The organism is Erwinia sp. L03-1 (genome assembly GCF_058686115.1).
The window spans coordinates 3,380,448-3,397,730 of record NZ_CM178762.1; the positions used below are offsets into that span (position 1 = coordinate 3,380,448).

The 17,283-nt window shown below is 52.1% G+C and carries 16 protein-coding genes; 13 read left to right on the forward strand and 3 right to left on the reverse strand.

The window, feature by feature from the left end:
- Positions 1 to 425 precede the first annotated feature (425 nt).
- The 6 genes from cyoA (at position 426) to AC4PCC_RS15690 (ending at position 6,727) form a co-directional block, all read left to right on the forward strand.
- The gene (gene cyoA / locus AC4PCC_RS15665; RefSeq protein WP_345830942.1) at positions 426 to 1,352 is read left to right on the forward strand and encodes a cytochrome o ubiquinol oxidase subunit II; all 927 of its coding nucleotides are present in this window, start codon (positions 426 to 428) and stop codon (positions 1,350 to 1,352) included.
- Positions 1,353 to 1,356: 4 nt separating this feature from the next.
- Positions 1,357 to 3,348 (forward strand): cytochrome o ubiquinol oxidase subunit I, encoded by a 1,992-nt coding sequence (gene cyoB / locus AC4PCC_RS15670; RefSeq protein ID WP_492125129.1) that lies wholly within the window; start codon positions 1,357 to 1,359, stop codon positions 3,346 to 3,348.
- Complete coding sequence (locus AC4PCC_RS15675; RefSeq protein ID WP_067705245.1) at positions 3,338 to 3,952, forward strand: cytochrome o ubiquinol oxidase subunit III; 615 nt, start codon at positions 3,338 to 3,340, stop codon at positions 3,950 to 3,952. Before cyoB ends, AC4PCC_RS15675 begins: the two co-directional genes overlap by 11 nt.
- Positions 3,952 to 4,281: a cytochrome o ubiquinol oxidase subunit IV gene (locus AC4PCC_RS15680; RefSeq protein ID WP_067705243.1), complete on the forward strand. Its 330-nt coding sequence runs from the start codon at positions 3,952 to 3,954 to the stop codon at positions 4,279 to 4,281. Before AC4PCC_RS15675 ends, AC4PCC_RS15680 begins: the two co-directional genes overlap by 1 nt.
- A gap of 13 nt (positions 4,282 to 4,294) precedes the next feature.
- Positions 4,295 to 5,182: a heme o synthase gene (cyoE, locus tag AC4PCC_RS15685; protein ID WP_067705241.1), complete on the forward strand. Its 888-nt coding sequence runs from the start codon at positions 4,295 to 4,297 to the stop codon at positions 5,180 to 5,182.
- Positions 5,183 to 5,362: 180 nt separating this feature from the next.
- Complete coding sequence (locus AC4PCC_RS15690) at positions 5,363 to 6,727, forward strand: MFS transporter (protein ID WP_067705239.1); 1,365 nt, start codon at positions 5,363 to 5,365, stop codon at positions 6,725 to 6,727.
- Between the two features lie 69 nt (positions 6,728 to 6,796).
- Here the strand turns inward: AC4PCC_RS15690 and AC4PCC_RS15695 are convergent, their stop codons facing one another.
- Positions 6,797 to 7,288, reverse strand: coding sequence for a YajQ family cyclic di-GMP-binding protein (locus tag AC4PCC_RS15695; protein WP_067705237.1), 492 nt, complete (start codon positions 7,286 to 7,288; stop codon positions 6,797 to 6,799).
- A 185-nt stretch (positions 7,289 to 7,473) separates the two neighbouring features.
- On the opposite strand from AC4PCC_RS15695, the gene panE reads away from it, so the two are divergent.
- Together panE and yajL are read left to right on the forward strand one after the other, a co-directional pair.
- Entirely contained in the window at positions 7,474 to 8,394 is a 921-nt protein-coding gene (gene panE / locus AC4PCC_RS15700; protein WP_067705235.1) for a 2-dehydropantoate 2-reductase, read from the forward strand.
- Positions 8,348 to 8,953, forward strand: coding sequence for a protein deglycase YajL (gene yajL / locus AC4PCC_RS15705; RefSeq protein WP_492125130.1), 606 nt, complete (start codon positions 8,348 to 8,350; stop codon positions 8,951 to 8,953). Before panE ends, yajL begins: the two co-directional genes overlap by 47 nt.
- 259 nt (positions 8,954 to 9,212) lie before the next feature.
- Here yajL and AC4PCC_RS15710 read toward each other — a convergent pair whose 3' ends face one another.
- Entirely contained in the window at positions 9,213 to 10,010 is a 798-nt protein-coding gene (locus AC4PCC_RS15710) for a LysR family transcriptional regulator (RefSeq protein WP_492125131.1), read from the reverse strand.
- A 724-nt stretch (positions 10,011 to 10,734) separates the two neighbouring features.
- Between AC4PCC_RS15710 and AC4PCC_RS15715 the strand changes: the two genes are divergently transcribed.
- Positions 10,735 to 11,274 (forward strand): DUF2514 family protein, encoded by a 540-nt coding sequence (locus AC4PCC_RS15715; protein WP_492125132.1) that lies wholly within the window; start codon positions 10,735 to 10,737, stop codon positions 11,272 to 11,274.
- Positions 11,275 to 11,458: 184 nt separating this feature from the next.
- On the opposite strand, the gene thiI is transcribed toward AC4PCC_RS15715, so the two are convergent.
- Complete coding sequence (gene thiI / locus AC4PCC_RS15720; protein WP_492125133.1) at positions 11,459 to 12,907, reverse strand: tRNA uracil 4-sulfurtransferase ThiI; 1,449 nt, start codon at positions 12,905 to 12,907, stop codon at positions 11,459 to 11,461.
- A gap of 230 nt (positions 12,908 to 13,137) precedes the next feature.
- Between thiI and xseB the strand changes: the two genes are divergently transcribed.
- The 4 genes from xseB (at position 13,138) to AC4PCC_RS15740 (ending at position 17,231) form a co-directional block, all read left to right on the forward strand.
- Complete coding sequence (gene xseB, locus AC4PCC_RS15725) at positions 13,138 to 13,380, forward strand: exodeoxyribonuclease VII small subunit (protein ID WP_067705568.1); 243 nt, start codon at positions 13,138 to 13,140, stop codon at positions 13,378 to 13,380.
- Positions 13,380 to 14,279, forward strand: a complete 900-nt coding sequence (gene ispA, locus AC4PCC_RS15730; protein ID WP_492125134.1) for a (2E,6E)-farnesyl diphosphate synthase — start codon at positions 13,380 to 13,382, stop codon at positions 14,277 to 14,279. Before xseB ends, ispA begins: the two co-directional genes overlap by 1 nt.
- A gap of 19 nt (positions 14,280 to 14,298) precedes the next feature.
- Positions 14,299 to 16,164, forward strand: a complete 1,866-nt coding sequence (gene dxs, locus AC4PCC_RS15735) for a 1-deoxy-D-xylulose-5-phosphate synthase (protein WP_492125135.1) — start codon at positions 14,299 to 14,301, stop codon at positions 16,162 to 16,164.
- Between the two features lie 92 nt (positions 16,165 to 16,256).
- Positions 16,257 to 17,231: an aldo/keto reductase gene (locus AC4PCC_RS15740; RefSeq protein WP_492125136.1), complete on the forward strand. Its 975-nt coding sequence runs from the start codon at positions 16,257 to 16,259 to the stop codon at positions 17,229 to 17,231.
- The last annotated feature ends 52 nt before the right edge of the window (positions 17,232 to 17,283 follow it).

Genomic DNA, 17,283 nt, shown 5'->3' on the forward strand with positions numbered 1-17,283 from the left:
TTCAGAAGCCTCCTTTTTTTTCAACAACCTTGCGGCTACGCTTCCGGCAGATTTTAATAAGTTTCATAAAATATTCTCATCGTTAAGCGCCTTTATTGACCGATATTAAAAAACGGTGCGTAATTATTACCGCCCTAATAACATCAATAAAATGATGCCGGAATGTTAAATATTTGAGTCATAAACTTGCTATTTATAGCAATGCGCTTTCCCCTTACAAATTTTCCACCTATTTTTGTTATATTAGCGGCAAACCCCTGCTATCCTTAATATTTTGTCACCCTTGGCAACATATGTGACAGTCTTTGCAAATGGTGTCAACACGGCGCTGACACAACATGTTGCTGGTTTACAGTACTGAAACCTTCCCGTAAAATGCCGCCACACTTAAACGACAATAGAGCCCTTGTCATTGAGGTCGTTAAATGAGACTCAGGAAATACAATAAAAGTTTGGGGATTTTGTCACTGTTTGCAGGCACTTTATTGTTAAGTGGCTGTGATAGTGCATTATTGAATCCCAAAGGACAGATTGCAATGGACCAGCGTTCGCTGATTCTGACAGCTTTCGGCTTGATGATGATCGTCGTTATCCCAGCAGTCTTAATGGCCGTGGTGTTCGCCTGGAAATATCGGGCATCCAATACCAATGCAAAATACAGCCCTAACTGGTCACACTCGAATAAAGTGGAAGCCGTAGTTTGGACTATTCCCATTTTGATTATCGTCTTCCTTGGCGTGCTGACGTGGAAATCCACCCATGCACTTGACCCAAGTAAACCGCTGGTTTCTAACGTGAAGCCTGTGGAGATCGATGTGGTTGCATTGGACTGGAAATGGCTGTTTATCTACCCGGAACAGGGTATTGCAACAGTTAACCAGATTGCCTTCCCGGCAAACACCCCTGTGAGCTTTAAGATTACATCTAACTCCGTTATGAACTCCTTCTTCATTCCTACCCTCGGTAGCCAGATTTACGCTATGGCGGGCATGCAGACTAAATTACATCTGATTGCGAATGAACCCGGCACGTTTGACGGTATCTCCTCTAACTTCAGTGGTCGCGGCTTCTCTGGTATGAAGTTCAAAGCGATCGCCACCCCTGACAATGCAACATTTGATCAGTGGGTAGCGAAAGCCAAACAGTCACCAAACACCCTGATGACGATGGACGATTTCGACAAACTGGCTGCGCCAAGCGAAAATCATCCGGTTGAGTTCTTCTCGACGGCGAATCCTGAATTGTTCAAGCAGATTATTGGCAAATTCAAGATGAACCACGGGAAAATGGCCATGCCTGAACACGAAGGTATGGACATGAGCGAAGCCTCACACGCGGGAGCCGAGGAATAATACGATGTTGGGAAAATTAACCCTTGATGCAGTACCGTATCACGAGCCGATTATCGTGATTACGGTGGCCGCCATCATTCTTGGTGGTCTGGCCGTTGCAGGTGCAATCACTTACTTCGGTAAGTGGCAGTACCTGTGGTCCGAATGGTTAACCTCTGTTGACCATAAAAAACTCGGTATCATGTACATCATCGTGGCATTCGTTATGCTGCTGCGCGGCTTTGCCGATGCGGTGATGATGCGTAGCCAGCAGGTGCTGGCCTCGGCAGGTGAAGCCGGATTCCTGCCACCTCATCACTACGATCAGATCTTCACCGCCCACGGCGTGATCATGATCTTCTTCGTAGCGATGCCGTTTGTTATCGGTCTGATGAACATTGCTGTTCCGCTTCAGATTGGTGCACGCGACGTGGCCTTCCCTTTCCTGAACAACCTGAGCTTCTGGTTCACGGCTGTGGGTGTGGTGCTGGTTAACCTGTCACTGGGTGTGGGCGAATTTGCTCAGACCGGCTGGCTGGCTTATCCGCCACTCTCTGGCGCGGAATACAGTCCGGGGGTCGGCGTTGACTACTGGATATGGAGTCTGCAGCTGTCGGGGATTGGTACGACATTAACCGGGATTAACTTCTTCGTTACTATCCTGAAAATGCGTGCTCCTGGCATGACCATGTTCAAGATGCCGGTTTTCACCTGGGCGTCGCTTTGTACTAACGTTCTGATCATCGTCTCCTTCCCGGTTCTTACCGTGACGCTGGCGCTGCTGACGCTGGATCGCTACCTGGGCTTCCATTTCTTTACCAATGAAATGGGCGGCAACATGATGATGTACGTCAACCTGATTTGGGTTTGGGGTCATCCGGAAGTGTACATCCTGGTGCTGCCGGTCTTCGGTGTGTTCTCCGAAGTGGTTGCAACCTTCTCTAAAAAGCGTCTGTTTGGTTACACCTCACTGGTTTGGGCGACGATTGTTATCACCATCCTCTCCTTTGTCGTGTGGCTGCACCACTTCTTCACCATGGGGGCCGGTGCGAACGTTAACGCCTTCTTCGGTATTATGACGATGATTATCGCCATTCCGACCGGTGTTAAAATCTTTAACTGGCTATTCACCATGTATCAGGGCCGCATTCAGATGCACTCTGCTATGTTGTGGACCGTTGGCTTCCTGGTCACCTTCTCCGTAGGCGGTATGACCGGTGTTCTGCTGGCGGTGCCGGGCGCAGACTTCGTGCTGCACAACAGCCTGTTCCTGATTGCTCACTTCCATAACGTAATTATCGGTGGTGTGGTATTTGGTTGCTTCGCTGGTGTGACCTACTGGTTCCCGAAAGCCTTCGGCTTTACCCTGAACGAAAAATGGGGCATCCGTGCATTCTGGTTCTGGATTATCGGTTTCTTCGTTGCCTTTATGCCGCTGTACGCACTGGGCTTCATGGGTATGACGCGTCGTCTGTCTCAGGACATTGATCCACGCTTCCACTCACTGCTGGTCGTTGCTGCCTTCGGTGCTGCCCTGATTGCCTGTGGCGTGATCTGCCAGGTAACTCAGTTCTGGGTATCGGTCCGTGACCGTGAACAGAACCGTGACCTGACTGGCGATCCATGGGGTGCGCGTACGCTGGAATGGTCAACGTCTTCACCACCACCGTTCTATAACTTTGCCGAAGTGCCTGTTATCCATGAGCGTGATGCGTTCTGGGAAATGAAGGAAAAAGGTGAAGCGTATAAACAGCCTGCTCACTACACTGAAATCCACATGCCGAAAAACAGCGGTGCTGGCGTGGTAATCGGTGCATTCAGCCTGGTGTTTGGTTTCTCCGCTATCTGGCACATCTGGTGGCTGGTAGGTTTATCGTTCCTCGGTATGATCTTAACCTGGATCATCAAAAGCTTTGACGAAGACGTGGATTACTACGTTCCCGTTGCCGAGATCGAAAAAATCGAGAATCAGCACTTTGACGAAATTAGCAAAGCAGGTCTGAAAAATGTCGACTGAAACTCTGACTAAACACCACGACGCCCATGCGGAGCATGGGCATCACGATGCAGGAGCCAATAAACTCTTTGGCTTCTGGATCTACCTGATGAGTGACTGCATTATCTTCGCAACGCTGTTTGCGACCTATGCAGTTATGGTCAACAGCACGGCTGGTGGCCCGGCAGGGAAAGATATCTTTGAGTTACCCTTCGTACTGGGCGAGACAGCACTGCTGCTGTTCAGCTCCATTACTTACGGGTTTGCCGTTATCAGCATGGAAAAAGGCACCAAAGCCACCGTTTTAGGTTGGCTGGCGCTGACCTTCCTGCTGGGTGCGGGCTTTATCTCAATGGAAATCTATGAGTTCCATCATCTGATCACCGAAGGTTTCGGTCCGCAGCGCAGTGGCTTCCTGTCAGCATTCTTTACGCTGGTCGGCACTCACGGTCTGCACGTGACGTCTGGTTTGATCTGGATGCTGGTGCTGATGTATCAGGTTGCCACTAAGGGCCTGACATCCACTAACCATACCCGCGTGATGTGCCTGAGCATGTTCTGGCACTTCCTTGACGTGGTCTGGATTTGTGTATTCACCATCGTTTATCTGCTGGGGGCCATGTAATGAGTAAGACATTAACCGATCATGGTACCTCCCACGGTAGCGTGAAGACCTACATGATCGGCTTTGTTCTGTCGATCATCCTGACTGCCATTCCTTTCTGGATGGTGATGCACGGCGGCGCGGCTAAATCGACTATTCTCGCCGTTGTGATTGTCACCGCAGTCATTCAGGTGCTGGTGCATCTCTATTACTTCCTGCACCTCAGCACCTCTACCGATCAGCGTTGGAATCTGGTGGCGATTATCTTTTCCGCCGTCATCATTCTAATTGTTGTAGTGGGCTCTATATGGATTATGTGGAACCTCAATTACAACATGATGGTCCACTAAAGAGCTGCCTGTGATGATTAAGCAATACCTGCAAGTAACGAAACCAGGAATTATTTTCGGGAATTTAATTTCTGTCATCGGGGGATTCCTGCTGGCCTCTAAAGGCAGCATCGACTATGCCCTGTTTCTCTCCACCTTAGTCGGCGTCTCGCTGGTGGTCGCATCGGGTTGTGTTTACAACAACTTTATCGACCGTGACATCGACGTAAAAATGGAGAGAACCAGAAATCGAGTGCTGGTTAAAGGCCTCATTTCTCCGACTGTCTCTCTGGTTTATGCAACCGTTCTGGGTATTGCTGGATTCGCGTTGCTGTATTTCGGAGCAAACCCGCTGGCCATGTGGCTGGCGGTGATGGGCTTTGTGGTTTATGTCGGCGTCTATAGCCTGTATATGAAGCGCAAATCCGTCTATGGCACCTTAATTGGCAGTCTCTCTGGCGCCGCGCCACCGGTCATTGGCTACTGCGCGGTAACCAGCCATTTTGATGCAGGCGCGCTGATCCTGCTGGCTATCTTTAGCCTGTGGCAGATGCCGCACTCCTATGCGATTGCCATCTTCCGCTTCAAAGATTACCAGGCAGCGAATATCCCGGTTCTGCCGGTGGTAAAAGGTATCTCTGTGGCAAAAAACCATATTACGGTGTACATCATCGCCTTTATGGTTGCCACGCTGATGCTGACGCTGGTGGGCTATGCAGGCTACAAATATCTGGTTGTGGCTGCTGCCGTAAGCGTGTGGTGGTTGGGGATGGCACTTTCGGGCTACAAGACGCAGAACGATCGCGTCTGGGCGCGTAAGCTGTTTGTCTTCTCCATCGTGGCGATTACAGCACTCAGCGTGATGATGTCGGTCGACTTCATGACGCCGGCTTCAAAGGATCTGCTGACATACGTCTGGTAGCACTACTCCGATCGTCAGGGGCGTGACGATACCTGAAGTAACTGGCGCTGTCGCAGCTACAGCGCTAACTACCCAGGGTATCGCACGCCCTTTCTTTTTGTTACGACTTCGCATGAAGTATCGTTTTACCCGCCCTGCCCCGCCGCCTAAAATATGTCGACCAGATAAACTGAGGTAGTAATGAACGATAATAAAATGACTCCAGTCGAGCTGCGCGCGACATGGGGTTTAGGCACGGTATTTTCCCTGCGAATGCTGGGAATGTTTATGGTGTTACCCGTTCTGACCACGTACGGGATGGCACTCCAGGGAGCAAGCGAGGCGCTGATTGGACTCGCTATCGGTATCTACGGTCTGGCGCAGGCCATTTTTCAAATCCCCTTCGGACTGCTGTCCGATCGCATCGGCCGCAAACCGTTAATTGTCGGCGGATTGCTGATATTTGTCCTCGGTAGCGTGATTGCCGCCTGCACCACGTCCATCTGGGGCGTTATCCTGGGGCGTGCGCTACAGGGTTCGGGGGCGATTGCGGCAGCGGTGATGGCGTTACTCTCCGACCTCACCCGTGAACAAAACCGAACCAAGGCGATGGCGTTTATTGGCATCAGCTTCGGTGTGACCTTCGCCATTGCGATGGTGCTGGGGCCCATTATTACGCACGCGCTGGGTCTGCATGCGCTGTTCTGGATGATTGCCCTGCTGGCTACGGGCGGCATTATCATTACCCTGCTGGTGGTCCCTTCCACGCCGGTGCATATTCTCAACCGTGAGTCGGGGATGGTTAAGGGGAGCTTTCGGGATGTGTTATCCAACGGTCGGCTGGTCAAGCTTAACTTTGGCATTTTGTGTCTGCATATCCTGCTGATGTCGAGCTTTGTCGCGCTGCCGGGCGAGTTTGAGCAGGCAGGATTCCCTGCTGAACAGCACTGGAAAGTCTACCTGGTGACGATGTTGATCGCCTTTTGCAGCGTTATTCCTTTTATTATTTATGCCGAAGTGAAGCGCCGTATGAAGCGGGTATTTATCTGCTGTGTCGCGCTGATGCTGATTGCCGAAATTGTGCTGTGGGGTGCCGGTGCGCACTTCTGGACGCTGGTGGTCGGCGTACAGCTGTTCTTTATCGGATTCAATCTGATGGAAGCTATCCTCCCCTCGCTGGTCAGCAAAGAGTCCCCCCCTGGCTATAAAGGCACGGCGATGGGGCTGTATTCAACCAGCCAGTTTATCGGCGTTGCCATCGGTGGTAGCCTGGGTGGCTGGCTGTTTGGCCATTTTGATGCCCAGACGGTATTTCTTGTCGGTGCGATGGTGGCGGCAGTCTGGCTGTTAGTCAGCTGTACGATGAAAGAGCCACCTTATGTCAGTAGCCTGCGCATTATGCTGGGCGATCATCATCAGGACAGCGCAAAGCTGGAAAAACGCTTAAAGGCCCAGCCCGGCGTCGCGGCGGTGTTTATTGTTCCGGAGGAGAAAAGTGCCTACGTGAAAATTGACAGTAAAGTGACCAGCCGCGTGGAGCTTGAAGCCCTGGTCGCCTCGGCCTGAAGGGTTTGCTGCTGTAAAATGAATATCCTATGCGGAGAGCGATTCTCCGCATAGGCGCTCCACGAAGGATTAGTCGCGGAAGTTTTTAAACTGGAAAGGCTGACCTAAATTACCCCCACGAACCAGCGCCATCGCACTTTGCAGATCGTCGCGAGATTTGCCGTTAACCCGCACTTCTTCTCCCTGAATCTGCGACTGCACCTTTATCTTGCTGTCTTTAATCAGCTTAACAAGCTTCTTCGCCACGTCTGTCGGAATGCCCTGCTTCATTTTGGCCTCGACGGTCCAGCTTTTGCCGCTGTGCTCAATTTCTTCTGGCACCTCCAGCGCTGCACCTTCAATACCGCGCTTTAATAATTTCTCGCGCAGGATATCCACCAGCTGTTTAACCTGAAAGTCAGATTCGCTCAGCACCTTAATGGACTCGTTTTTCTCGTTAAGCTCGTAGCTGGCCGTGACATTGCGGAAATCAAAGCGCGTTGAGATCTCACGGTTAGCATTCTCAACGGCATTTCGGACTTCCTGCATGTCAATTTCTGAAACGATATCGAAAGATGGCATGATGTATTCTCCTGAATCTAAAGTGACGTGCATAATACCCACTTCGCCACGGTAAAAAAACCACCGCTGTCGAAAGCTATACCAGGGGGAGTTACACGCAGTGTGCCTGGTGGTAATTTTTGGCCTGGCTGGCTGACTACCATAACCCAGCATCACTGAATACCATCCGCAGGCGGGGAGGATTAATGAAAATAACCGTATTGGGGTGCGGCGCGTTAGGGCAGATCTGGCTTGCAGCCCTCGACCAGCAGGGACATGAGGTGCAGGGATGGCTGCGTGTGCCGCAGTCTCACTGTTCTGTTGACGTTGTTACGCTTGCAGGGGAGACGATCGGTAAACGCTACCTTGCTAACGACGCCGCGTTTCTGTCAGAAAGCAGTCTGCTGCTGGTTACGCTTAAAGCCTGGCAGGTTTCAGAAGCGGTTAAAAATTTACAGCCTGCACTACGGGGATCGTGCCCAATCCTGCTGCTGCACAATGGCATGGGCACGCTGGAAGAGCTCAGTGCGCTACGACAACCGCTCCTGCGGGGAGTAACGACTCACGCAGCCAAACGTGACGGCAGCAGAGTGATTCACGTGGCTTCCGGGGTGACGCATATTGGCCCCACGTCTCCCGAAGCGGCAGAGTTTAGCGGCCTTGCCGAGACGCTACATCATGCCCTGCCCGACGTTGCCTGGCACAATAACGTGGCCTCTGCCGCCTGGCAAAAGCTGGCGGTCAACTGCGTGATCAACCCGCTGGCTGTACTGTACGACTGTACCAACGGTGAGCTGGTAAACTATGGTGACGAAATTACCGTCCTCTGCGATGAATTAGCCATGGTCATGGCGCGTGAAGGCCAGCACACCTCGACAGCGTCGCTGCTCGCCGTGGTGATGGATGTGATTCACAGCACGGCTGCAAATACCTGTTCCATGCTACAGGATATCCGGGCCGAACGCCGTACTGAGATTGAATACATTACCGGTTACATTATCCGTCGCGCACGTGCACAGGGCCTGTCTACGCCACAGAACAGCCGACTTTATGAAATAGTGAAACGAAAGGAGCAAAATTATGACCGCGAACGTATCGGTACTGGTCTGCCTGGCACCTGGCAGTGAGGAAACTGAAGCTGTTACCACCATTGATTTACTGGTACGCGGCGGGATTAGCGTCACCACTGCCAGCGTCACGGACGAGGGGAGCAAAGAAATTGTCTGCTCCCGCGGAGTGCGGCTACTGGCCGATGCCCCCCTAATAGAGGTTGCTGATAACGATTTTGCCGCTGTCGTTCTGCCGGGCGGCCTGCGGGGTGCTGAAGCGTTTCGTGACAGTCCCCTGGTGGTCGAGACCGTTCGTCAGTTTCATCTTTCCGGGCGCATTGTCGCCGCCATTTGCGCGGCGCCCGGCACCGTACTTATTCCCCACAATCTGTTTCCGGTGGGTAATATGACCGGCTCGCCGGGTCTGAAGGCAACTATCCCTGAGGAGAAATGGGTGGATAAACGCGTTGTCTGGGACCCGCGAGTGAATTTACTGACCAGCCAGGGACCAGGTACCACGATAGATTTTGCGCTGAAGCTTATTGACCTGCTGGTCGGTAAGGATAAGGCACAGGAGGTGGCTGGACAACTGGTGCTGGCCGCTGGCATTTACGACTATTGCGACTGGGAAGCGTAAGCTTTCAGGTGAGGTCAAGCCGTCAGAGTAAGGCCAGGGTTAGCTGGCCGGAAGCAGACAAGGTGAAAAAGGCGTACTAAGCGTCTTAAAAATAACAGTCTCGCCCTGAGGCATTGCCAACCTGATTCGCCCCAGATGACATCAACCGCTAAGCTGCGGTTGATAAAAAGGGAGAGTAATAACCTATTTCGCGGTGCTTAACCTGGTCTTTTCATTTTATCGCTGGGTAGTTTCTTTAAGAAATGACCATTGATAAACCTTAAAGCCCTACGATCTCATGGGATAGGTAATCCAGCATAAGTTCCGAACTGGGCATTTTTCTGGCCTGATTAATATAAATATAAAGCGAGAGTGAAAAGTTAAACGGCAGGATGGTTTCTGCATCGGGATGCGTGGCATTTACATTCAGCATAATGCACTCACCCTGTTTGAACTGTAGGAGCTGAAGATCCGCATTATCAATCTGTTTTATTTTACCTTCAAACCCCTCATTGCGCAGAACAAGAACGATGTTCTGAAACTCGTCGGTATCCAGCAAACTATGATCGACCACTAAATCCAGCTGCTTCCACCCTTCCCGCACGGAAGGCGTACAGCAGACGACGCAGGGAAGAAGGAAGTGATGCAGTAAAAAATCATCTGAACTCTGCATCTGGCAGAAAGAAACGTAAACATCATCCTCGTGATAAATACGACTGGAAAATTTCACCCTGGGCATCGTGGACAGTTTTTTTATAAAGGGCTGCATGACATAGCTGAAGAAGGAGGAATGTGTCAGCGATGATGAAATGGTAAACTGATGATTTTTGTTATCATTCAGTATCTCATTAAGCAGCGAGTAGTGTGGCATCAGTTTTTTATAAAGCGCTTCTGCCGCAGGCGTAGGGATGGCTTTATTACGTTCGATTATAAATAACTTAACCCCAAGCCATTCCTCGGTGTTTTTTAACATACGCGAGACGGGCGGTACGGTGAGGCAGAGCTGGTCGGCCGCCTGCTTAAGGTTTTTCTGCCTGTATAATGTAATAAAAACCTGCATAGATTTACTTATAAACATGCGCCTGTCCTTTTATTCAGGGAGAAATGCCATTCAGATAAAATCCTGATCGTTAGTGCCATTAATTCTAAACTAAAACATTCTTCACGTGTCTAAAAAGGTAAAGATAATAAAATTCAATGTAAAAAATTTCGTACCCCGTGGCACTGATGATTTTTATTTGCCTTAATTAAAAATTAAATAAAAACTCATCCTAAATTCAGAGAAGAAAATTATTTACTTCGCCAGTTAAAAATAAGGAATAATTAAGTAATTTTCAGCTTTTTTACGAATCAATTTCTATTTTCTAAAAATCAATTTTTAAAAAACACGTTCACTTCTTAACCGCATTAAGTGGCAGAAGGTAATTATTAGTTCCAGCTGAAAATGAAATAACCACTTAAAATCAAGGCATTAAATGTACGTGGACTTACACGAGCATGATGAGAATTGACTGCCTGCCTGTCTGTAAAAATCAGGACCATGGTGCAACCAAAAAAAACCATAATAAAAAGCCATTCATTATTATTCTTTAGTCAACATCCTAATTAAGAAAACACGCACCATTTTCAAAAAATTACATAATGTGTTTTTCACATTAAAAAATAATTATTCCAGAGACTTCTGACTCGACAACAAATCGTTATAATAAAAGTGTCTTCATGCCAGCTAACCTTCATCAACGGAGTGGCGCATGCTGTCAGGAAATTGTGATTAATGGCATTGATAAGATTGGAAATTTAAAATGGCAATAATGAAAGCAATTAACCTGGCCATTAATTACTGGAAACCTGTGGCTGTTATTTTATTATTCCTTGGCGTTGGCGCAGGCATTTATTACTCCGGGTTTCGTGCCTCAGAGAGGGAGTGGATGGGTAAATGGCACGAGAGAGATGTGGCAGAATTGCGTGCCAGGGCACAACAAGAGGCGGCAGAGCGCAGTAAAGAATTTGCCCGTCAAACTATCATCGGACAGGTAAACGATAATGCCAGCAAACAGCTTGAACAGGCGCATGCTGAGACCGCTAATGCTAAGTCTTCTGCTGAGCAGTTGCAGCTCACCATCGGTAAACTACGTAAGCAGCTTATCGTCGGTCATGCCCGCCAGAATGCCCCCGCTGCCGGAAAATGCCAGACAGAGACCCGCTCCTCCCTTTTGCTTGCCCAGCTGCTCGAAGAATCTGTCGAGCGCAATAGAGCGCTGGCAAACTATGCTGACCAGTCAGCTATACGAGGCGCAGCCTGTGAAAGAATCTGGGACAAAACAGTAGAACAGGCACCTTGATGCGGTGAGAACAGTGTCGTATGGCCATTGAAGGGCAGCCAGGGTTCAGGCGCAGGAGGGGTTCGTATGGCTACTAAGGGTATCCGCACGATCGCAGGCCTGGGACAGGTTCGTACCCTCTCAGAGGGACAAGCCAGAAGCGAGCGCAGGACGGCTGCATAATGCAGCCATCCGCGTTTTGCGGTTAAGGTCTGTAAACCTTCACATTAGTAAATCCCTGCTCGTGCAGATAGAGCGCCTGCAGGCGGCTCATCACGCCACGATCGCAGTAGAGAAGCCAGGTTTTGCTCTGATCCAGATCGCCAAACTGCGTGCTGAGTTTGTAGAACGGCAGGCATTTAACCTCCGCGCCTTCCAGCATAAGAGGATGGCTGTCCTGCTCGTCGGGAGAGCGGATATCCAGCACCACATCATTGTTGCTAAAGGAGATCACGGTTTCAACGTCTACCACTTCCTGCTGGGTCTCTTCCGCAATTTGCCGGATATCAACGTTGGTTGCTTCAGCCACCACCCTGTCAAGGAGGGCGAAGTCAAAATTTTGCTCTTCGGCTTCAATTTTTGCTTTAACCGCTTTTACCGTCGGGCTTTTTGAAATGACGCCACAATACTCCGGCATGGTCCGGGCAAAATCCTCGGTACCAATTTCACGGGCCAGATTGATGATGTGTTCCTTATCATGGGAAATCAGCGGCCGCAGGATCAGCGTGTCTGAAGCATTATCAATCAGCCGCAGATTAGTCAGGGTTTGGCTGGACACCTGGCCCAGTGCTTCACCCGTGACCAGCGCCTGAACGTCATAACGCTCCGCTATCTTAGAGGCCGCACGAACCATCATGCGCTTAAGCACCACGCCCATCTGACCATCCTCAACTTTTTCGAGGATTTCACCCACCACCGGCTCAAAGTTGATGGCGACAAAGCGCACCTTATGCGATCGACCATAGCGGTTCCACAGATAGTGCGCCACCTGACGGACACCAATTTCATGCGCTGCACCGCCCAGATTAAAGAAGCAGTAATGTACGCGGCATCCGCGACGCATCAGCATATAGCTGGATACGCCGGAATCGAATCCACCGGAGATCAGCGACAGTACATCTTCCTGCGTACCAATCGGGAAGCCACCGATACCTTCATGCCGGGCGGTAATCAGCATCAGGCGATCGTCTTCGATCTCAAGATTGACCGTTACCTGCGGATGGTTAAGCTTCACCTGCGCAGAGGCAACGTGCTGATTCAGACCGCCGCCCACATAACGCTCAACGTCCTGGGAGCTGAAATCATGCTTGCCACGACGCTTAACGCGTACGGCAAAGGTCTTACCCTCCACCCGCTCACGGTTCAGCTCGAGCGTCTGCTCGAAAATATGGTGCATATCGGTCCAGGGGCGATCTTCAACCGACAGAACATGATGGATACCGGGGATACGCGTCAGCTCATCAATAATGACGGCGCGCTTGCTCTCATCCTTTGAGCGAACCTCGATATGGTCCCAGTGGCGAACGACGGCAAGCGTCTCATCGCTCTGTTTCAGCACGTTACGGATGTTCGTGGTCAAAATTTTGATAAATCGCAGGCGAACAGACTGACTTTTGATGGTAATTTCGGGGAACAGCTTAATGATAAACTTCATGGCGGCATGGGTTCGTTGGGCAATTAAGTGCTGAAAGCGTACGCACTTAGCTGATAAAATCATCGTATTGCAAAGCAGCTTGCGCCCTTTACATCCAGGACGGCAGTCTACCACATCCGTTGACCGACCGCTTCTTCATCCGTTAACAGGATCATTATTTTGCTAATCATTTCCAGTCGGCTAACATGAGCGACTTCCACGTCAACAAAACGACCGGGTCGAAAGCCATTATGCCAAAAAAAGCCGAACAGCCAGCCAGCTTTGAAACCTCGCTTACGCAGCTGGAACACATTGTCTCACGCCTTGAAAGCGGTGAGCTTCCACTGGAAGAGGCGCTGACCGAATTCGAGCGTGGCGTCCAGCTGGCGCGCGCGGGGCAGCAAACGCTGCAACAGGCCGAACAGCGCGTGCAGATCCTGCTCAGTGATGATAAGGACGCCGAATTAACGCCTTTCACACCGGAAAATGACTGATGGATTTCGCTGCTCTCCTGACGGCGCACCACGCACGCGTAAACCAGGCGCTACAGCGCTTTATTTCGCCGCTGCCCTTTCAGAGTTCTCCTCTGGTGAATGCCATGGAATATGGTGCATTATTAGGCGGCAAGCGCATACGTCCTTTCCTGGTGTATGCCACCGGTGAAATGCTGCTGGCCAACGGCGAGGCGCTGGACGCACCTGCCGCGGCGATAGAGTGCATCCACGCCTATTCGCTGATTCACGATGACTTACCCGCTATGGATGACGACAGCCTGCGCCGTGGGCAGCCAACCTGCCATATTAAATTTGGTGAAGACACGGCTATTTTAGCGGGCGATGCCCTGCAAACGCTGGCCTTTACTATACTTGCCGATACGCCAATGCGGGGCGTCCCTGAAGCAAACAGGATTGCGATGATTTCAGAACTTGCCCACGCCAGCGGCGTAGCCGGTATGTGCGGCGGCCAGGCGCTGGATTTAGCGGCTGAAGGTCAGCAGACAGATCTGGCAGCGCTGGAGCAAATACACCGTCATAAGACGGGCGCACTCATTCGCTCAGCCGTACGTCTCGGCGCACTGGCGGCCGGTGAGCGCGGCCGCCAGGCGCTGCCAGCGCTTGACCGCTATGCCAGCGCTATTGGCCTGGCGTTTCAGGTGCAGGACGATATTCTGGATGTGGTCGGTGATACGGCCATCATTGGGAAACGTCAGGGGGCCGATCAGGACCTGGGCAAAAGTACCTATCCTGCTCTGCTGGGGCTTGACGGCGCGCGGCAGAAGGCGCGGGATCTCTATCAGGAATCCCTCAGCGCATTAGACGTTCTGGCGGCGCAATCCTGTAACACAACCTCACTCCAGGCGCTGGCAAGTTACATAATTGAACGCGACAAATAACCTCTACAATGAGTCTCTGATGAGTTTTGATACTGCAAAATACCCGACGCTGGCGCTGGCCAGCTCGGTACAAGAATTACGTTCTCTGCCTAAAGAGAGCCTGCCAAAACTCTGTGACGAGCTGCGCCAGTATTTACTCAGCAGCGTCAGTCGTTCCAGCGGTCATTTTGCCTCCGGGCTGGGCGTGGTGGAACTCACCGTTGCATTGCATTACGTTTATAATACGCCTTTCGATCACCTTGTCTGGGACGTCGGTCATCAGGCCTATCCGCACAAAATTCTGACCGGCCGCCGCGATCGCATCGGGACTATCCGCCAGAAGAATGGCCTGCACCCTTTCCCGTGGCGCGACGAAAGTGAGTATGACGTGCTTAACGTGGGTCACTCGTCCACATCAATCAGCGCCGGGCTGGGGATGGCCGTTGCCGCTGAGAAGGAAGGCAAAGGCCGTCGTACCGCCTGTATCATTGGCGATGGTGCGATTACTGCGGGCATGGCGTTCGAGGCGATGAACCATGCCGGGGATATTAAGTCCGACCTGCTGGTGATCCTTAACGACAATGAGATGTCCATTTCGGAGAACGTGGGTGCGCTTAACAACCGCCTGGCGCAAATCTTATCCGGCAAGACCTATTCGCGCCTGCGCGAAAGTGGCAAGAAAGTGCTGGATGGCCTGCCGCCCATCAAAGAGCTGGTGAAGCGTACCGAGGAACACCTGAAAGGTATGGTGGTGCCCGGCACCCTGTTCGAGGAGCTGGGCTTCAACTATATTGGGCCGGTTGACGGGCATGACGTGCTGACGCTGGTGCAGACGCTAAAAAACATGCGCGGCCTGAAGGGCCCGCAGTTTCTGCACATCATGACCAAAAAGGGGAAAGGCTACGCCCCGGCGGAAAAAGATCCGATCTCCTGGCATGCGGTGCCAAAGTTTGATCCCGCCAGCGGCCTGCTGCCAAAAGTCGCAGAGGGCTTACCGTCCTACTCTAAAATTTTCGGTCAGTGGCTGAGCGAAACGGCAGCCGATGACGCTAAGCTCATGGCCGTGACGCCCGCGATGCGCGAAGGATCCGGCATGGTAAGCTTCTCTCGCGACTATCCCGCGCAGTATTTCGACGTGGCGATTGCCGAACAGCACGCCGTCACCTTCGCTGCGGGCCTGGCTATCGGCGGCTATAAGCCGGTTGTCGCGATCTACTCTACTTTCCTGCAGCGTGCCTACGACCAGCTGATCCATGACGTGGCGATCCAGAAGCTGCCCGTGCTATTCGCGATTGACCGTGGCGGTATTGTCGGCGCAGACGGTCAGACTCATCAGGGTGCGTTCGATATCGCCTTTATGCGCTGCATTCCGAATATGGTGATCATGACGCCAAGCGATGAGAACGAATGTCGGCAGATGCTTTATACCGGCTATCACTACTCCCAAGGGCCGAGCGCGGTGCGCTATCCGAGAGGGACCGGCACCGGGTCCGAGCTTAAGCCGCTCGCCTCGCTGCCGCTGGGTAAAGGCATTGTGAAGCGTGAAGGTGAAAAGCTGGCGATCCTCAATTTCGGCACGCTGCTGCCCGAAGCGGCGGCGGTGGCTGATAAGCTGAACGCCACGCTGGTAGATATGCGCTTTGTTAAGCCGCTGGATGAGTCGCTTATTGCAGAGCTGGCCGCCAGCCATGAGGCGCTTATCACCCTGGAAGAAGGCGCAATCAAGGGAGGAGCGGGCAGCGGAGTGATCGAAACCCTGATGACACGCCGACTGCTGGTGCCGGTTCTGACGCTGGGTCTTCCCGATGAATTCATTCCGCAGGGCACGCAGGATGAGATCCGTCATGATTATCAGCTGGATGCAGAGGGCATTGAGCAACAAATCAGCCGCTGGCTGGCACAGTAAACCGCACGATGCTCCCCATCCGGGGAGCATCTGAACTGCTATGCTTAACGGAATAAACGGCTACCCGCCATTTCCGCTATGCAGGAGCACGAATGAAGACTATTCAATTAGGCAGCACCGACCTGACCGTTTCCCGCCTCTGCCTGGGCTGCATGACCTATGGTGAGCCTGACCGTGGCCGCCACGCCTGGACTCTGCCCGAAGAGAGCAGCAGGCCGCTGATCAAGCAGGCGCTGGACGCGGGGATCAACTTTTTCGATACCGCGAACAGCTATTCCGACGGCAGCAGCGAGGAGATTGTGGGCCGCGCGCTGAAAGAGTACGCCCGCCGTGACGACATCGTGGTGGCGACCAAAGTCTACTTCCCGATGAGCAATCTCTCAGGCGGCCTGTCACGCAAAAATATTCTGCAATCCATTGATGACAGCCTGGGTCGCCTTGGCATGGATCATGTAGACCTGCTGCAAATCCATCGCTGGGACTACGAAACGCCGCTGGAAGAGACGCTGGAAGCGCTTCACGACGTCGTGAAGTCAGGCAAAGCCCGCTATATTGGCGCGTCATCCATGTACGCCTGGCAATTCGCGAAGGCGCTGTACACGGCTGACCTTCACGGCTGGACGCGCTTTGTCAGCATGCAGGACCAGTACAACCTGATCCAGCGTGAAGAAGAACGCGAAATGCATCCGCTCTGTCAGGCAGAAGGTATTGCTGTGCTGCCGTGGAGCCCGCTGGCGCGTGGACGCCTGACCCGGCCGTGGGGTGAAGCCACCGCGCGCTCGGTATCGGACGAATATGGCAGCACCCTGTATGATAAGACCGAAGAGAACGACGGCGCGATAGCGCAGCGCGTCGCTGCGCTTGCCGAAGATAAAGGCGTCAGCCGGGCGCAGATCGCGCTGGCATGGATGCTGGCTAAACCCGCCGTTACCGCACCTATTATCGGCGCATCGCGGGCTGAGCAATTAAGCGATCTGGTTAAGGCCGTTGACGTTGAGCTAACGCCTTCCGATATCGCCGAGTTAGAGAGCGCCTATCAGCCGCATAATCTCGTAGGGTTTGAATAATCTCAGGGCGTGCTGAAAACCCGGACGAATAAGCCTGCCGCACAGTAGACGA